The sequence below is a fragment of the Variovorax ureilyticus genome (genome assembly GCF_050632185.1).
Taxonomy (GTDB): domain Bacteria; phylum Pseudomonadota; class Gammaproteobacteria; order Burkholderiales; family Burkholderiaceae_C; genus Variovorax; species Variovorax ureilyticus_A.
The window spans coordinates 1,744,365-1,759,522 of sequence record NZ_CP192579.1 but is presented as its reverse complement, the minus strand read 5'-3'; the positions used below and the strand labels follow the sequence as shown (position 1 = coordinate 1,759,522).

Here is a 15,158-nt window from a genome sequence, read left to right as displayed (position 1 = left end):
CGCCCGACAGTCGCCACACGAAGTGGGCGAGGCTGGGGGTGAACTCAAACACCCCGCCATCAGGCGCGCGGCCTCGCCCATGCGCGGCCCGGGCCGCACCAGCACATCGGCCTCGTCGGCGGTGAAGCGGCAGATGCGGCCATCGCGCACCGCCTTGATGCGACTCCAGCCCGGCCGCTGTTCCATGCCCTGCGCGTTGCGCTCGCCGATCATGATCAGGTCCGGATCGGCGCGCACCACGAATTCGGGATTGAGCTTGGGAAACGGCCCCATCGACCCCGGCACGATGTTCTTCGCGCCAAGGCGCGAGAGCGTCTCGCCGATGAACGAAGACTCGCTCGCCGCATAGGGTCCGCTGTTGACCTCGAAATACACGCGGGTATGCTTGGCGCTCTCCGGCACCGCGTCGGCCGCCGCCGTGACGGTCGCGTCGATCGCCCGCCATACGCGCTGCGCATCGTCGGTGCCGAGCACGCGGCCGAGCACATCGAGCACGCGCCGGACATCGGCGTGGTTCTTTGGCTCGAGCACCACCACCTTGAGCCCCAGGGCTTCGAGCCGCTCGCTGACCCGCGACGACCGGGCGAGCAGCACCACATCGGGCCTGAGCCCGACGATGGCCTCGATGTTCGGATCGATCCCGCCGCCCACCTGCGGCAACGCGCGCACCGCATCGGGCCAGTTGGAATAGCGGTCCACACCGACCAGCCGGCCGCACGCACCGAGCGTGCAGACCGATTCGGTGAGCGAGGGCAGCAAGCTGACGATGCGCTGCGGCGGCTTCGGCAGCTCCACCGCCACGCCGCGCTCGTCGGTCACGACGATCGCCTCCGCCGCGACCGCGAACAGGGTCAGCAAGGCGGCGAGCGACAGTCTCGCGAGCAGATTCATTCAGGTCCCTTCAGGATGAGCGGCAGGCCGGCCGCCATCAGCGTGACGCGGTGGCAGACGGCGGCCACGCGCTGGTTGAGCGTTCCGAGCGCATCGACGAAGGCGCGCACCTCGCGCCCAAGCGGGATCACGCCGAGGCCGATCTCGTTGCCGATCAGCACCACCGGGCCGGTGGCCGCATCGAGTTCGCGCACGAGCGCGCCAGTCGCCGCGTCGATCTCGCCCGAGGCATGCGCGACGCCATCGACCGGCATCGTCAGATTCGTCAGCCACAGCGTGAGACAGTCGACGAGCACCAGCGTCTGCGGCGAAGCGTTCGCGCGGATCGCTTCCGCAAGCGCGAGCGGCTCCTCGACCGTCACCAGCCCCGGCACGCGCAGCGCACGGTCGCTGCGATGACGCGCGATGCGCGCACGCATCTCGTCGTCGTGCGCCCGCGCGGTCGCGACGAGCACGGCCCGGTGCGCGTCCGAACGCCCGAGCCACGCCGCGGCGAGTTGCTCACCGCGGCGCGATTTGCCGCTCTTCTGGCCACCGAGGATCAGTTCGCGGCAAGCGCCCCTCATTTCGGCTGCCACCTCAGCGTCACGTAGAACGCGCGGCCGGGCTGGTTGTAGCCCCATGCGGTTTCGTAGTTCACGTCGCCGACGTTCGAGACGCGGCCCTGCACCGACCAGTCCTTCGCCACGCGGTACTCCGCGTAGAGATCGACCGTGGTGTAGCTGCCGAGCACGCGCGTGTTGGCTGCGTCGTCGTAGCGCTGGCCCACGTGGAGCGCCGAGCCGCCGAACTTCCACGCCCCGATCCGGTAGTCGGCGCCGAGCGTCGCCTGCTCCTTCGCGCGGCGCGGCAGCAGTTTGCCGGTGACCTCGTTGTGCGGATCGAGCGAGTCGTAGCTCGCATGCAGGCCGAGGTTGCCGAACTGGCCGTCGTAGCTCAGGGTGCCGCCCTGGATGCGCGCGTGCGGAATGTTCTGCGGCAGCGTCTCGCTGGTGATGAAACCGGTGATCTTGTTGTCGTAGCCCACCAGCTTCACCGTGTGGCCGCCCTGGCTCCAGGTGATGCCCAGGTCGGTGTTCTTGCCTTCCTCCGGCTTCAGGTTCGGATTGCCGAAGCCGGGGTAGTAGAGCTGGTTGAACGACGGCGCCACGAAGCTGGTGCCGTGCGATGCGTTCACGCGCCAGTTCTGCGTGATGCGGTAGCCGTAGCCGGCGAACCAGGTGTCGTTGCCGCCGAACTGCGAGTTGTCGTCGTGCCGCGCGTTGAGCTGCCAGCTGTGCGCGCCCTGGTCGCCGTTGAGGCCGACGAAGGCGGAATTGATGTCGCGCTCGGTGACCGTGTAGCGCGTGTCGCTGTTCACGTTCTGTTCGAGTCGCTCAAGACCCGCGATCACGGTGCCGACCGGCGTGGCGACATCGTTCTGCCAGAGGTACTGGTTCTGAGTGGTCTGGAACAGGCCCGGCAGATTGAAGGGCGCCGCGACGATGTTGCGGGAGTAGTCGTCGCTGCGCGAATAGCGCAGTTGCGTGCTCCAGTTCGACATCACCTTGCCGGCCGCACCGACATAGCCCGTCTGCGTGCGCACGGTGTTGCGCGCGTCGCGGCCGGGACCGTCATCGAAGTGGTTCAGGCCGTCCGAATACAGAAGGCCGGCGTCGAGCTTCCAGTCCGGATTGAACTGGTAGCCGAACGAAGCGTTGACCGCGCTCTGGTTGAAGGGGTCGCGGTCGGGATTGAAGTTGCCGAATTGCACCCTGCTGTTGGTCGCGGAAAAGCTGTCCTGGATTGTGCGCTGAACGTCGAGCGAGTAGGTCGCAGCGCCCGACGCACCGCTGAAACCGCCGGTGATCTGCTTGTAGCTTTCGCTGCCGAGCGTTGCCGAGGCTCGCGGCATGAAGACCGAATCGCCGGACGCCGCCTTGCGCGTGAATATCTGCACCACGCCGCCCACGCCGTCGCTGCCGTAGAGCGCGGAGGCCGGCCCCTTCACCACCTCGATGCGGTCGATCATCTCGACCGGGATGTTGTCCCAGTTGGGCGTGCCGAGTGTCGCCGAGCCGTAGCGCACGCCGTCGATCAGCAGGAGAGTGTGACGCGCCTCGGCGCCGCGGATGAAGACGCTGCTCGCCTTGCCGGCGCCGCCGTTGGCCGAGATCTGCACGCCGGCGACGCGCGCGAGGATTTCGGGCAGCGTACGGCTGGCCTGCTGCTCGATCTGCGCACGGTCGATGACGACGGTGTCCGAGACAAGGTCATCGACGCGCGTCGGCGTGCGGGTGGCGGTCACCACGGTTTCGGCGAGCGTGCCGGTGCTCTGCGCCATCGCGGCGGAAGCCAGGCCCGACAGTGCGGCAACGGCAAGGGAAACACGGCTGGCGCGCGCGAGCGGCCACGACGAAACGCACCGGTCGGTGCGAAGGAAGAAAACGCTTGTTTTCATGGGGGCAACAAAAGATCAATGTCCTTCGCCGGCTTCCCCGCCAGCGCATGGACGTCATGGCCGACACACATGCGCGAACATGCGGCGACCGCCTCGTTGGCCGGTATCCGGGCTGGCAGAACGACCTCCGTCGCCTTCCCAGAAGCCTGTTTCATTGCTTCCAGTGGCTGTTGACGAGGGCGGCATCCGAAAAAGGACGCCGTCTGCTTGACCGTTGCGGGGGCAGCGCAGGCTGGCCTGAGCCCTGTGAGGGCGTGGGCTTCTGCTTCCCGTTGAACTGCGACGTGTGAACCACCTCGCGAGCACCAACAGCGTGGGATTGTAAAGTCTCGTGAAACACGGTCGTCGAACCGCCGGCCGGCCGTGGAAACCCGCAAGCGCCCGAATCTACAATCGCCCCCCATGCCTGCACCGAGCCGTATTGAACAGATCGCCGAGCGTGTCGAACGCCTGCTCGTGCGCCATGAAGAAGTACAGCGCACCAATGCGTTGCTGCAGGACCAGGTGGAGGCGCTCACGCGGGAACGCGATGCGCTCAAGTCCCGGCTCGCCGCGGCACGCACGCGGCTCGATGCCCTCCTCGATCAGCTCCCGACCGATCCCTCGCAAGACCCGAGCGCCCGCTCATGAAACAAATCGAAGTCCAGATCATGGGCCAGAGCTATCTGCTCGGCTGTCCCGAAGGCGGTGAAGTCCAGTTGCGCGAAGCGGTGGAACGCGTCGACGCGGCGATGTGCAAGATCCGCGATGCCGGCAAGGTGAAGGCGCGCGATCGCATCGCCGTACTCGCCTCGCTGAACCTTGCGTTCGACCTGGCGCAGCGCGAAGCTGCGCCCCCGCCCGCGCCGCTCGCGGCCGAATCCGACCCCACCGCCGACGACGCACGTGCCGCGCATTTGATCCAGCGTCTCGATCAGGCCCTCGCCGGCGACGGACATTTGCTCTGAAACCACCGCCATGCGCGCCGCTCCGGCGTAAAATCGCGCCTGTCTGCGGTGCGCGCTGGGCTCAATATGTCCTTGTACCAATGCTCTACGGAGCAGGGCTTGGTATATCGCTTGGCGGGTGTGATCATCTCGCGTCAGATGAACCCGAAGCCTCGCTGCCCTCGCCCACCTGAACCCCGGTTCAGGCTGCGAGTCCAGGCTCACTCGCAGACACCTATTCACGAAGGCCACGGCACCCGCCTCGGGGCCGTGGCTTTTTCTGGCCTCTTTCTCGCACCCCATGACGATCGAACCCCTGCTGATCGCCGAACTCGCGCTGCTCGGTGTCGGCACCGGATTCCTGGCCGGCCTGCTCGGCATCGGCGGCGGCATGCTGATGGTGCCGTTCATCACGATCATCATGGGCCAGCGCGGCGCGACGGCGGACCTCGCAGTGAAGATGGCGATCGCGACCTCGATGTCCACCATCATCTTCACCTCGATCTCGAGCGTGCGCGCGCATCACAAACGCGGCGCGGTGCGCTGGGACATCGTCAAGCGGCTTGCACCCGGGATCGTGCTCGGCAGCCTGATCGGCAGCCTCGGCGTCTTCGCGTTGCTCAAGGGCACGGCGCTCGCGATCTTCTTCGCGTTGTTCGTGGGCTTCTCGGCGACGCAGATGTTCCTCGACAAGAAGCCCAAGCCCACACGCCAGATGCCCGGCACCGCCGGCCAGCTCGCGGCCGGCAGCACGATCGGCTTCATCTCGGGCCTGGTCGGCGCGGGCGGCGGCTTCATCAGCGTGCCATTCATGACCTGGTGCAACGTCGCGATCCACAACGCGGTGGCAACGAGCGCGGCGCTGGGCTTCCCGATCGCGGTGGCCAACGTGGCGGGCTACATCGCAAGCGGCCAGTCGGTGCAGGGGCTCCCGGCCGGGGCCTTCGGCTACATCTGGCTGCCGGCGCTCGCAGTGATCGCGGTGTGCAGCTTCCTGGTGGCGCCGCTGGGCGCGCGGGCAGCGCACAGCCTGCCGGTGTCGAAGCTCAAGCGGGTGTTCGCGAGCATCCTCTACCTGCTCGCGATCTACATGCTGTGGAAGGGACTGCACGGCTGAATGCCTTGACCTGTCGCAAGTGCTTCCCCGGCGGCTGGCTTACAGTGCTCTCATTCAACTGAAGGAGAACTGCATGTTCCAGCGAATCCTGGTCGCCACCGACGGCTCGCCCCTGTCCAAGAAGGCCGTGACGAGCGCCATCGCGCTCGCGGCGCAGAACGGGTCCGAACTGGTGGCGCTCACGGTCGTGCCCCGCTACCCCACCAACTATTTCGACGGCGCCGCCGTCTTCACGCCCGAGGACATCGGCCGCATCGAGAAGCAGTGGTCCGATGCGGCGCAAGCCGCGCTCGACGAGGTCGCGGCCGAAGCCAAGGCGGCCGGCGTGAACGTCAAGACCTCGGTCATCAGCTCCGACCTCGTCGGCGACGCCGTCATCGCTGCCGCCAAGAAGCACGAGAGCAACCTCATCGTCATGGCCTCGCACGGCCGCAAGGGCATCAAGCGACTGCTGCTGGGCAGCGAAACCCAGCATGTCCTTACGCACTCGGAGCTCCCTGTCCTGGTGTTGCGCTGATGCAGATCCTGCTCCGGGCAAGGGGACGATCGCGGGGCGTGCAGTAGCGCCTCAGGCGCCGGCGAACAGCTTCTTGTGCTGTTCGCGCAGCAGCGCCTTCTGAACCTTGCCCATCGCGTTGCGCGGGAGTTCCGCCACCACGAAGCAGCGCTTGGGAATCTTGAAGTTCGCCAGCTTGGCCTTGAGCTCGACCACGATCGCATCCGCATCGAGCGTCGCCCCCGGCTTGGGGATCACGATCGCCACGCCCACTTCGCCGAAGTCCGGATGCGGCACGCCGACGATCGCGCTTTCCGCCACGCCGGGCATCTCGTTGATGTAGCCCTCGATCTCCGCCGGATAGACGTTGTAGCCGCCGCTGATGATGAGGTCCTTGCTGCGCCCGACGATGGTCACGTAGCCCAGGCCGTCGATCTTGCCCACGTCGCCGGTCTTGAAGTAGCCGTCGGGCGTGAACTCCTCCTTGGTCTTCTGCGGCATGCGCCAGTAGCCGCGGAACACGTTCGGCCCGTTCACCTCGATATGGCCGATCTCCTCGGTCGGGCACGGGTTGCCCTGGTCGTCCCGCACGCGCAGCCGCACGCCGGGCAGCGGGAAGCCCACCGTGCCGCCGCGACGCTCGCCCTGCACCGCGCTGTAGGGGTTGGAGGTAAGCATCACCGTCTCGCTCATGCCGTAGCGCTCGAGGATCGTGTGGTCGGTGCGCTCGCGCCATTCGTCGAAGGTCTCGATCAGGAGCGGCGCGGAGCCCGAGATGAAGAGCCGCATGTTGCTGCACGCGTCGCGCGTGAGGCCCGGCTCGGCCAGCATGCGCACATAAAGCGTCGGCACGCCCATGAAGACGGTCGCATCCGGCAGGCGCGCGACCACGCGGCGCGCATCGAAGCGGTTGAACCAGATCATCCGGTTGCCGCTGATCAGCGCACCGTGGATCGCGACGAACAGCCCGTGCACATGGAAGATCGGCAGCGCGTGGATCAGCACGTCGCCGTCGCCGCGCTTGGAAGAGCGCCAGCCCCAGTAGTCCTTGAGCACCTCGGCATTCGACTGCAGGTTGCGGTGCGAAAGCATGGCGCCCTTGCTGCGGCCGGTGGTGCCGCTGGTGTAGATGATGGCGGCGAGATCGTCGCCCTTCTTGTGCGCGGGGTCGTGCTGGTCGCTGCACTGCGCCGCGGCTTCGAGCAAGGTGCCGGTGCGGTCGTCATCGAGCGTGAAGACGTGGCGCGTGCCGGCAGCAGTCGCAATCGGCGCGACCCACTCGGCATTGGCGCTGCTGCAGACGACCGCCTCCGGCTCCGCGTTGCCGATGAAGTACTCGATCTCGGCTTGCCGATAGGCGGTGTTGAGCGGCAGGAAGACATAGCCCGCGCGCAGCGTCGCGAGGTACAGCAGCATCGCCTCCACGGACTTCTCGACCTGCACTGCGATGCGGGCGCCCTCCTTGAGCCTCAGCGCGTGAAGCAGGTTCGCGATCATTGCGCTCGCACGGTCGAGGTCGCGCCAGGAATAGAACAGGCCATCGTCGGTCTCGACCGCGATCGAATCGAGATCGGACGGGAAGGCGGCGCGCAATGCGGCGAAGAGATTGGCGTTCGTTGTCGTGTCGGTCATGGTGATTTCAGAAGACGGGAGTGCGCTTGCCGAGGAAGGCAGCGATGCCTTCGCGGTGTTCGTCGGAGTCGGCGTAGTCGTAGGCCACGGCCACGAGCGGTGCCAGCGGGTCTTGTCCACCTGCAGAGCGCAGCGCGGAGAAGGTGCGCTTGTTGAGGCGGGCGGCTTCGGGCGCGAGCGCGGCAATGCGCTGCGCATGCGCCAGCGCCGCACCGGCGACGTCGGCATCGGGCATGACACGCAGCAGGAAGCCGGCGTCGTACAGGCGCTGTGCATCATGCACGCCCGCGGCCAGCAGCATGTCGCGCGCGAGCGTGTCGCCGATGGCGCTGGTCACCAGCGCGGCTTCGCGCGGCGCCATCGGGAAACCCAGCTTCGCGATCGGTGCACCGAACTTCGCCGAAGCGCCCGCCAGGCGGATGTCGCAGCAGCTCGCGATCTCCAGCCCCGCGCCCATGCAGGCGCCCTCGATCTGCGCGACGACCGGCAGTTCGTAGGCCAGCATCGCGGCGAGCGCGGCCCAGACCTCGTTTTCGTGGAATTCGCGCAGACTCGCCTCGTCGAAACGGAACGACGGGTACTCGGAAATATCGCCCCCCGCGCAGAAGGCGCCGCCCTCTCCGCGCACGACGACGCACCGGCATGACGCATCGCGCCCGAGCCCCTCGAAGATCGCGCGCAATTCGCGCCACATTGCGCGCGTCATGGCGTTGAGCCGGCCCGCGTTCGCCAGCGTGACGAACGCGATCGGCCCTTCGCCGTGCAGCATGATCGAATCCGTCATTCCAGCTTGGCCCCGGAGTCTCTGACCACCGCAGCCCAGCGCTTGATCTCGGCGTTCACGAAAGCGCCGTATTCCGGGCCCTTGAGCGTCGGGATTTCGGAGCCGTTGGCGGCCCAGATCGTTTTCAGCTCGTCGGTCGCGAGCGCCTTCTTCATGTCGTCGATGGCCCGTGCCTGAATGTCGGCCGACGTGCCCTTGGGCGCCCAGAGGCCGTACCAGGTGGTCACGGTGTAGTCGGGCAAGCCCACCTCCGCCGCGCAAGGCACGTCGGGGAACGCCGGGTTGCGCTTCGCCCCGGCCACCATCAGCGCCTTGATGCGGCCAGCCTTGATGTGCTGCGCCGACGAGCCCAGCCCGTCGAACATCACGTCCACGTTGCCGGCGATCAGATCCTGCAGCGCGGGGCCCGAACCGCGGTACGGGATGTGCGTGATGAAAGTGCCCGTCTGCAGCTTGAAGAGCTCACCTGCCAGATGATGCGAGGTGCCCGAGCCTGCCGAGGCGTAGTTGAGCTTGCCCGGGTTCTGCCCGGCGTAGGCGACGAAGGCCTTGAGCGTGGTCGCGGTCACGCGCTTCGGATTGACGACCACCACCTGCGGCACGTCGGCCAGCAGCATCAAGGGCACGAAGTCTTTCTCGAGGTCGTAGTCCAGCTTGGGGTAGACCGAGGGCGCGATCGCGTGGTGCACCGCGCCCATGAAGAGTGTGTAGCCGTCCGGGTGCGCCTTGGCCGCGATGCTCGCGCCCACGGTGCCGCCCGCGCCGCCGCGGTTGTCGATGACCAGCGTCTGGCCCACGATGCGGCTGAACTGCGCCGAGAGCGGCCGTGCGAAGGCATCGGTGCCGCCGCCGGCCGGAAACGGCACGATCATGGTCACCGGTTTGGTCGGCCAGCCCGACTGCGCGCGGGCACCGCCAGCCAGGGCCGCGGCGCCCGCCACCGCGAGCTGCAACAGCTCGCGTCGCTGAAAGCCTGGGGTCATTGCTTTGTCTCCTCGTTATGGTCTGCCATGCGCCGGGGCCTGCAGCGCAGGAATCGTCGGCCCTCTCACAGAAATCAGTCCGGGAAAAACAGATCGTCGATCGCGCCGGACACCGCCACCTTGCCCTGCGCCAGCAGGGCGCGATGCTTGTCGAGCCGCTTGAGATCGTAGAGGTAGTTGACCATCAATCCGTACGACTGCTTCATCCCCTTCGGCGAGGGATCGCCCGCCCAGTTGAGCCGCTCCACCCGCGCGCCATTGCCGAGATGGAAACGCGCCACCGGGTCCACTGGCTTGCCGTCAGCGGTGGCGCGGCCGAGGTATTCGGCGGCCGAATTGAGGAGCAGTTGCCGCACCGGCGACCTGGCATCGATCTGGCTGACCGCTTCCGCGGCCGCGAGAAATCGCTCCGCCGTGGGTGGCAGCGATCCGACCACGCGGCCGAGCTCGGTCGAGCGCTTCTCGTCGAGCCGCGCCATCATGTCGCCGGCATGCTTGCCGAGCCATGCGCGAAAGCCCGGGATCGGCGACAGGGTTGCGAAGGTCTTCAGGCGCGGCAGCTCTTCCTGCAGCGTCTCGACCACGCGCTTGATCAGCGAATCGCCGAAGCTCACGCCGCGCAGGCCGGTCTGCGTGTTGCTGATCGAATAGAAGATCGCGGTCGTCGCCTTTTCGGGCTGCGTCAGCGCGGCGGCCTCGTCGAGCAGCGGCGCGATGCCCTCGCTGACGCGATCGACCAGCGCCACCTCCACGAAGATCAGCGGCGTGTTGGGCAGGCGCGGATGAAAGAAGCCGTAGCAGCGGCGGTCGCTGTCGAGCCGGTTCTTGACGTCCGCCCAGCTCTTGATGTCGTGCACCGCCTCGTACTGGATCAGCTTCTCGATCAGCGAGGCCGGGGAATCCCAGCTGATGCGGCGCAGGTCGAGGAAGGCGACGTCGAACCAGGTGGAGAACAGGTGTTCGAGCTCGGCGTCGAGCGGCAGCAGCCGCCGGTCGCCTTTGAGATGCGGCAGCAGTTGCGCGCGCAGATCGACGAGGAACTGCATGCCGTCGGGCTCGACCGCGAAGCGCTGCAGCAGCCGCGCGCGCGGCGATGCCAGTGCGCGGCGCAGCTGGATCTCGGCCTGGCCTTCGTCGGGCGTGCCGACCGCCGCCTCGTGGTGCTCGCGGGCGTCGCTGAGCTTCTGCGCATCGGGCGCGAAGCGTTCGCTCATGAGCAGCCAGATGTCGCGCCGTTCGTCGAGTTCACGGCCCGCATACCACTGCACGAAATCATGGGCGCGGCGGCCGCCCTCGACTTCGCTCACGCCGGGGTCGACCACCGCCTGGAGTTCCCCCAGCGCGCGCCGCAAGGCGCGCGGCGCGAGCGCTTCGCCGGAGCGGCGCAGCGTGGCTTCGAGGCGTTCGGAAAGCGGCCTGGGTCCGACGGCAGCCGCCTCGGCGGCGTTGCCCGGCTTCAGCCGCGAGACGTTGCGTGTGATCCAGTCGCTGGCATTCATGAGATCGGTTCGACCCTTCCTTGCGCACGATGACTCTGACGAAAAGAGGCATCTTAGTGCGCCACCGCGCGCCGCACGACGCGCGATGCCAGGAACCCCGCGGAACCGGCTCGGCCGGGCCGCCGGGGTTGCCCCCTGGAAGGGGATGCCCGAGCCACACGAAGTGGGCGAGCTGGGGGTGAGAGCCTAACGGACAGCCTGCATCACGCCGCAATCGACGATCTTGAATTCGACGCGCCGGTCCAGCGCATCGACCGCGTCGTCGGTACCGCTGCCGATGATGTTTTCGCGGAAGCCCTTGCCGCTCGGCGAGGTGCGGGTGCCGAGGACCACCGCCTCGCCCACCAGCCGCTGCCGGATGTACTTGGCCCGCTGCAGCGAGAGCGTATCGTTGTAGGCCACCGAACCGGTGTGGCTGGTGTGGCCGATGATCTCCATGCAGACCTTCGCGTCGGCGCTCGCCTTGGCGATCTCGCGCAGCCACATCTGATAGGGACCGCTGATCTTCTGCTCCGACCAGAACACCGTGGTGTTCGGATTGAAGAGGAACTTCACCCCGAGCTGCTGGTTGGCGATGCCGTAGGCGACGAGCCTGCCGAAAGCCTGCTCGGCCTCCGCCCTCCGGCCGAGCCTGGCCGAACTCAGGTAGATGCCGTTGAGCACGCGCAGTTGCTCGCCGATCGCGCTGTCGCCGGCGGCGCTGTACCCCGCGAGCGCGTCCTGGTAGCGCTCGGCGTTGTAGGCGCTGGTGGCATCCTTGATCAGCGGCGCGACCGCGAGCCGCTCGAGGTAGTACGCATCGGCCTTCTGGCCGGGCGGGGTGGCGCTGGTGCGCACGTAGCCTTCGACCACGCGGTCCTTCGTCGGCATCGGCGTGTCGCGGTAGTAGAGCAGCGGCGTGTGGTCCAGTCCCTCGTCACGGGTGATCGCCGAGGACTGGGCGATCACGTTGCCGGTCGCGAGTTCCGTCAGCGCGAGGTTGATCCCCATGGGGCCGCGCGGCTGGTCGACCGCAAGCCGCGTCATCGTGCCGGTCAGCAGGTAGCGCGCCTTGTCGAGGTTCGCGCGCTCGAAGGGCACGACCTGGATGGATTCCTGCGCGGCGAGCCGCTCGGTCACGCGGTCCTGCAGCGACTGCGTGGCGGCCGTCTGCTGGCCGCTTCCGGCGTCGATCATCGGGTCCAGCACCACGCCGCTCTTGCCGCCGATCCTGGCGAGCAGGCTCTGCATCTTCTGGGTCTGCATCACCAGCCCGTCGGTGGCCTGCGCGACGGCCTGATCGAAGGGAAGCTCGGTTCTGGACGAGGTCGGTTGGGTGGCGCAGCCCGCCACGAGCAGGGCCAGGCCGAACGAGGACAGGGCCTGAAGCCAGCGAGCCAGTGTCGTGGTCATCATTCACACCCCTTTCTGAGTTGGGCCGCCTCGGCCGGTGTCAGCGAACCGAGCGAAGCGCGCTGGAGGATGTCGGTGCAGTTGATGCCGCCCTGCGCATGCTCCGGGGGCGGCGGGCGAACAATCGGCACGACGACGGTGCGCACTTCCGACTCGGGTTCGGCGACGGGCTGCTCGCGCCGGGCGAAACGCCTCGGTTCGGGCCGGGCGCGCGCGGTGGCTCTGGGAGCCACCGCCACGGCTGCCGGCGCCGCTGCCACCGGAGCGGGGCCGGCAGCCTTTGCAGGCTCGTCGACGGGCGCGGCCATGATCGCCGGCTTCACCGGCTCGGGTGCCTTTTCCTCGGCGGGATCGACCGTCCTGAGCGGCACGGCCGATGGCATCGGCGCGGGTACTTCGACCGCCTTGGTTGGCGCGGGCTCGGGCGGCTTCACCGGTTCCGACACCTGCGGAATCGGCGGCGTCACGCGCATCGTCACCGCGCGCGGTTTGGTGGGTGCCGAAAGGGGCGTCCCCGCCGGCGAAAGCGCGGCTGTCGTCGACACGCTGCTGGTGCGGTAGTAGACGAAGGTCATCACGCAGGCCAGCACGGCCAGCGTCGCAAGCACGGTCGGCTTGACCCAGTTCGCACGCTGCCCTGCCGCGGCCGGGGCGCCGACCAGCGGCGGCCAGTTCGAGATCGGCGCCCTGCCGCGGGTGCGGATCACGACTGGTTCCTCGCGCGCCTCGATCTCGTCGGAAGCCGTATGGACGTGCTCCACCGCCGCGGGCGGCATCGTCGGCGGCACGCGCACCGCTTCGGCCAGCTCCCGTTCGACGATCGGGTCGGGTTCGGCGAACGAGGGCCGATCGGTCTCGGGCTTCCCACCAGCGGCTGGCATAGACGGCGCGGACGACAGCACCTCGTTGCGATGGACCGCCCGCACCAGTTCCAGGTCCTGCAGCTTTTCGCCGCAGCTCAGCATCGTCCAGAACTCGGCCGCGCTCTGGGGCCGGTTGCGTGGATGAAGCGACAGCGCGGCATCGATCGCGGCCAGGAAAGGCTCGCTGTACTGCCCGTGGGCGATGTCCGACAACGGCAGCAGGCGGTCATCCATCAGCCGCTCGATCGCCGGCATCGGCGGGTGCCCGGTCACGGCCGCGTACACCACGCCCGCGAGCGCGTAGAGGTCCGTCCAGGCGCCCTGCCGCATCGAGGCGACTTCGCCGTACTGCTCGATGGGCGCGAAACCGGGCTTGAACACCACCGTCGGCGACGAACCCATGCCGTCGATCACGCGCCGCGCGGCGCCGAAGTCGAGCAGCACCGGACCGGTGTCGGTCAAGAGGATGTTGTCCGGCGCGATGTCGCGATGGAAGCAGCTCGCGGCATGCATGGTGCCGAGCGCATCCAGCAGGGGCCGCAGCCAGTTGCAGAGCTCCTCCTCGGTGGGCGGGCGACCGAGCTCGGCGAGCGCATGCTGCAGCGTCGGGCCTTCGTAATACGGCATCGCCATGTAGGCCGTGCCGTTGTCTTCCCAGAAGTGCAGCACGCGCACCAGCGACGGGTGATCGAATCGCGCCAGGAGCCGCGCCTCGTTGAGGAAGCTGCGCATGCCGACGCGGAAGCTGTCGCGATGCCGCTGCGACTTGACCACCACCGCGGACGAAACGCTCGCGCGCGTCGCAAGGATGGCCGGGAGGTATTCCTTGATCGCGACGTGCTGCTCGAGCGAATGGTCCCACGCGAGGTAGACGATGCCGAATCCGCCCTCGCCGATCGGGCCGACGATCTCGTAGTCGAGCAGGCGGGTGCCTTCAGGCAAGGTGTGCGCGGTGGCCCGCCCGGCGTCGCTCCATTCCGGCGAGGCGCCGTCCACGTCGCCCGGGCCCGTGACGGTGCCAAGAACGGAATTCGGGCCGGTGACCGAGGGGGGCTCATCGCATCCAGGGCACGCCGACGGATCGCTTGCCCAGCCCAGAAGCATTGAAAAGCAGGATGCAGAGTCGCATTGCCATCACGTCAGTCCCCTGTCGTGCGCACTCTACTGCGCACCGCAGCATGATGCATTCACCAGAAGCACTAGCCGAACGGACGCTCCGGCGCTCCCGTGCCTGGGCGCCGGCCAAATGCGATAGGGAAGCGCCCGGACGGCGCCGAAAGGCCCTTATGCGGTCGCGGTCGTGGTCCGCCGCTGCGCTGGCGCGCTGAGGTAGAGCCACACGCCGAAGACGATCATCGGCACGCAGAGCCACTGGCCCATGCTCATGTTGAGCGCGAGCAGGCCCAGGAAGTCATCGGGCTCGCGGAAGAACTCGGCCGTGAAGCGCATCGCGCCGTAGCCGACCAGGAACACCGCCGAGACGCGGCGCTCGCGCCTCTCCTTGCGCGCATAGAGCCACAGGATCACGAAGAGCAGCAGCCCCTCGAGCAGGAACTGGTAGACCTGCGACGGATGGCGCGGCAGCATCGACCCGCTCTGCGGAAAGACCATGCCCCACGGAAGGTCGGCGGGGGCGAAGCGGCCCCAGAGCTCGCCGTTGATGAAGTTGCCGACACGGCCTGCCGCCAGCCCCGTGGGCACGCAGGGCGCAACGAAATCCATCACCTGCCAGAACGGCCGCCTGCGCGAATGCGTGAACCAGAACATCGACGCGATGACGCCGAGCAGCCCCCATGGAAGCTCATGCCGCCCTGCCAGACGAAGAAGATCTCGATCGGATGGGTGAGATAGAAGCCCGGCTTGTAGAACAGGCAATAGCCCAGGCGCCCCCCGACGATCACGCCGAGCACACCGAGAAAAAGGATGTCCTCGAGGTCCTTGCGCGTCCATGCGCCCGGGCCGGTGATCGAGCGGAACGGCTCGTGCCCAAGCCGCCGCGTGCCGAGGAAATAGAACAGTGCGAAAGCGGCCAGATAGGTCAGGCCATACCAGTGGATGGCGATCGGCCCGAGCTGCAACGCCACGGGGTTGATCTGCGGATACATGAGCATGACCGGGATTAAAACACCCCGCGC

Annotated in this window: 12 protein-coding genes, 2 pseudogenes and 1 riboswitch; of the genes and pseudogenes, 4 read left to right on the top strand and 10 right to left on the bottom strand. The window is 67.8% G+C overall.

Going from position 1 to position 15,158, the window contains the following annotated elements; all coding sequences use genetic code 11:
- Nucleotides 1-42: 42 nt before the first annotated feature.
- From ACQ858_RS08715 to ACQ858_RS08705, 3 genes and pseudogenes are all read right to left on the bottom strand, one after another.
- Nucleotides 43-891 (bottom strand): annotated as a pseudogene (locus tag ACQ858_RS08715) (ABC transporter substrate-binding protein); the annotation flags it as partial.
- A complete protein-coding gene (locus ACQ858_RS08710; protein ID WP_431276316.1) occupies nucleotides 888-1,457 on the bottom strand; it encodes a bifunctional adenosylcobinamide kinase/adenosylcobinamide-phosphate guanylyltransferase in 570 nt (189 codons plus the stop codon). The pseudogene ACQ858_RS08715 and the gene ACQ858_RS08710, both read right to left, overlap by 4 nt.
- The gene (locus tag ACQ858_RS08705; protein WP_431276315.1) at nucleotides 1,454-3,331 is read right to left on the bottom strand and encodes a TonB-dependent receptor domain-containing protein; all 1,878 of its coding nucleotides are present in this window, start codon (nucleotides 3,329-3,331) and stop codon (nucleotides 1,454-1,456) included. Before ACQ858_RS08705 ends, ACQ858_RS08710 begins: the two co-directional genes overlap by 4 nt.
- 81 nt (nucleotides 3,332-3,412) lie before the next feature.
- Nucleotides 3,413-3,656, bottom strand: a riboswitch (cobalamin riboswitch).
- Between the two features lie 77 nt (nucleotides 3,657-3,733).
- Between ACQ858_RS08705 and ACQ858_RS08700 the strand changes: the two genes are divergently transcribed.
- From ACQ858_RS08700 to ACQ858_RS08685, 4 genes are all read left to right on the top strand, one after another.
- On the top strand, nucleotides 3,734-3,961 hold the full coding sequence (locus ACQ858_RS08700) for a DUF904 domain-containing protein (protein ID WP_431276314.1): 228 nt from the start codon (nucleotides 3,734-3,736) through the stop codon (nucleotides 3,959-3,961).
- On the top strand, nucleotides 3,958-4,278 hold the full coding sequence (locus ACQ858_RS08695) for a cell division protein ZapA (RefSeq protein WP_431276313.1): 321 nt from the start codon (nucleotides 3,958-3,960) through the stop codon (nucleotides 4,276-4,278). Before ACQ858_RS08700 ends, ACQ858_RS08695 begins: the two co-directional genes overlap by 4 nt.
- Nucleotides 4,279-4,558: 280 nt before the next feature.
- Nucleotides 4,559-5,374 carry a sulfite exporter TauE/SafE family protein gene (locus tag ACQ858_RS08690; protein WP_431276312.1) on the top strand — a complete coding sequence of 272 codons (816 nt, stop codon included), beginning with the start codon at nucleotides 4,559-4,561 and terminating at the stop codon, nucleotides 5,372-5,374.
- Nucleotides 5,375-5,447: 73 nt separating this feature from the next.
- The gene (locus ACQ858_RS08685) at nucleotides 5,448-5,891 is read left to right on the top strand and encodes a universal stress protein (RefSeq protein WP_431276311.1); all 444 of its coding nucleotides are present in this window, start codon (nucleotides 5,448-5,450) and stop codon (nucleotides 5,889-5,891) included.
- Nucleotides 5,892-5,942: 51 nt separating this feature from the next.
- On the opposite strand, the gene ACQ858_RS08680 is transcribed toward ACQ858_RS08685, so the two are convergent.
- The 7 genes and pseudogenes from ACQ858_RS08680 to lgt all read right to left on the bottom strand — a co-directional run bounded on the left by ACQ858_RS08680 (nucleotide 5,943) and on the right by lgt (nucleotide 15,134).
- Entirely contained in the window at nucleotides 5,943-7,502 is a 1,560-nt protein-coding gene (locus ACQ858_RS08680; protein ID WP_431276310.1) for a malonate--CoA ligase, read from the bottom strand.
- A gap of 7 nt (nucleotides 7,503-7,509) precedes the next feature.
- Nucleotides 7,510-8,286 carry an enoyl-CoA hydratase/isomerase family protein gene (locus ACQ858_RS08675; protein WP_431276309.1) on the bottom strand — a complete coding sequence of 259 codons (777 nt, stop codon included), beginning with the start codon at nucleotides 8,284-8,286 and terminating at the stop codon, nucleotides 7,510-7,512.
- Nucleotides 8,283-9,269, bottom strand: a complete 987-nt coding sequence (locus ACQ858_RS08670; protein ID WP_431276308.1) for a Bug family tripartite tricarboxylate transporter substrate binding protein — start codon at nucleotides 9,267-9,269, stop codon at nucleotides 8,283-8,285. Before ACQ858_RS08670 ends, ACQ858_RS08675 begins: the two co-directional genes overlap by 4 nt.
- A gap of 74 nt (nucleotides 9,270-9,343) precedes the next feature.
- Nucleotides 9,344-10,768, bottom strand: coding sequence for a malonyl-CoA decarboxylase (locus ACQ858_RS08665; protein WP_431276307.1), 1,425 nt, complete (start codon nucleotides 10,766-10,768; stop codon nucleotides 9,344-9,346).
- 186 nt (nucleotides 10,769-10,954) lie between these two features.
- On the bottom strand, nucleotides 10,955-12,160 hold the full coding sequence (locus tag ACQ858_RS08660) for an OmpA family protein (protein WP_431276306.1): 1,206 nt from the start codon (nucleotides 12,158-12,160) through the stop codon (nucleotides 10,955-10,957).
- Complete coding sequence (locus ACQ858_RS08655; protein WP_431276305.1) at nucleotides 12,160-13,965, bottom strand: serine/threonine protein kinase; 1,806 nt, start codon at nucleotides 13,963-13,965, stop codon at nucleotides 12,160-12,162. The genes ACQ858_RS08660 and ACQ858_RS08655 overlap by 1 nt, the downstream gene beginning before the upstream one ends.
- A gap of 342 nt (nucleotides 13,966-14,307) precedes the next feature.
- Nucleotides 14,308-15,134, bottom strand: a pseudogene (gene lgt / locus ACQ858_RS08650) (prolipoprotein diacylglyceryl transferase).
- Nucleotides 15,135-15,158: the final 24 nt, after the last annotated feature.

What these genes read in the sequence shown, in the direction of transcription:
- ACQ858_RS08685 (WP_431276311.1), top strand. Translation starts at nt 5,448, where the DNA reads ATGTTCCAGCGAATCCTGGTCGCCACCGACGGCTCGCCCCTGTCCAAG.
- ACQ858_RS08680 (WP_431276310.1), bottom strand. Translation starts at nt 7,502, where the DNA reads ATGACCGACACGACAACGAACGCCAATCTCTTCGCCGCATTGCGCGCC.
- ACQ858_RS08710 (WP_431276316.1), bottom strand. Translation starts at nt 1,457, where the DNA reads ATGAGGGGCGCTTGCCGCGAACTGATCCTCGGTGGCCAGAAGAGCGGC.
- ACQ858_RS08695 (WP_431276313.1), top strand. Translation starts at nt 3,958, where the DNA reads ATGAAACAAATCGAAGTCCAGATCATGGGCCAGAGCTATCTGCTCGGC.
- ACQ858_RS08665 (WP_431276307.1), bottom strand. Translation starts at nt 10,768, where the DNA reads ATGAATGCCAGCGACTGGATCACACGCAACGTCTCGCGGCTGAAGCCG.
- ACQ858_RS08705 (WP_431276315.1), bottom strand. Translation starts at nt 3,331, where the DNA reads ATGAAAACAAGCGTTTTCTTCCTTCGCACCGACCGGTGCGTTTCGTCG.
- ACQ858_RS08670 (WP_431276308.1), bottom strand. Translation starts at nt 9,269, where the DNA reads ATGACCCCAGGCTTTCAGCGACGCGAGCTGTTGCAGCTCGCGGTGGCG.
- ACQ858_RS08690 (WP_431276312.1), top strand. Translation starts at nt 4,559, where the DNA reads ATGACGATCGAACCCCTGCTGATCGCCGAACTCGCGCTGCTCGGTGTC.
- ACQ858_RS08700 (WP_431276314.1), top strand. Translation starts at nt 3,734, where the DNA reads ATGCCTGCACCGAGCCGTATTGAACAGATCGCCGAGCGTGTCGAACGC.
- ACQ858_RS08660 (WP_431276306.1), bottom strand. Translation starts at nt 12,160, where the DNA reads ATGACCACGACACTGGCTCGCTGGCTTCAGGCCCTGTCCTCGTTCGGC.
- ACQ858_RS08675 (WP_431276309.1), bottom strand. Translation starts at nt 8,286, where the DNA reads ATGACGGATTCGATCATGCTGCACGGCGAAGGGCCGATCGCGTTCGTC.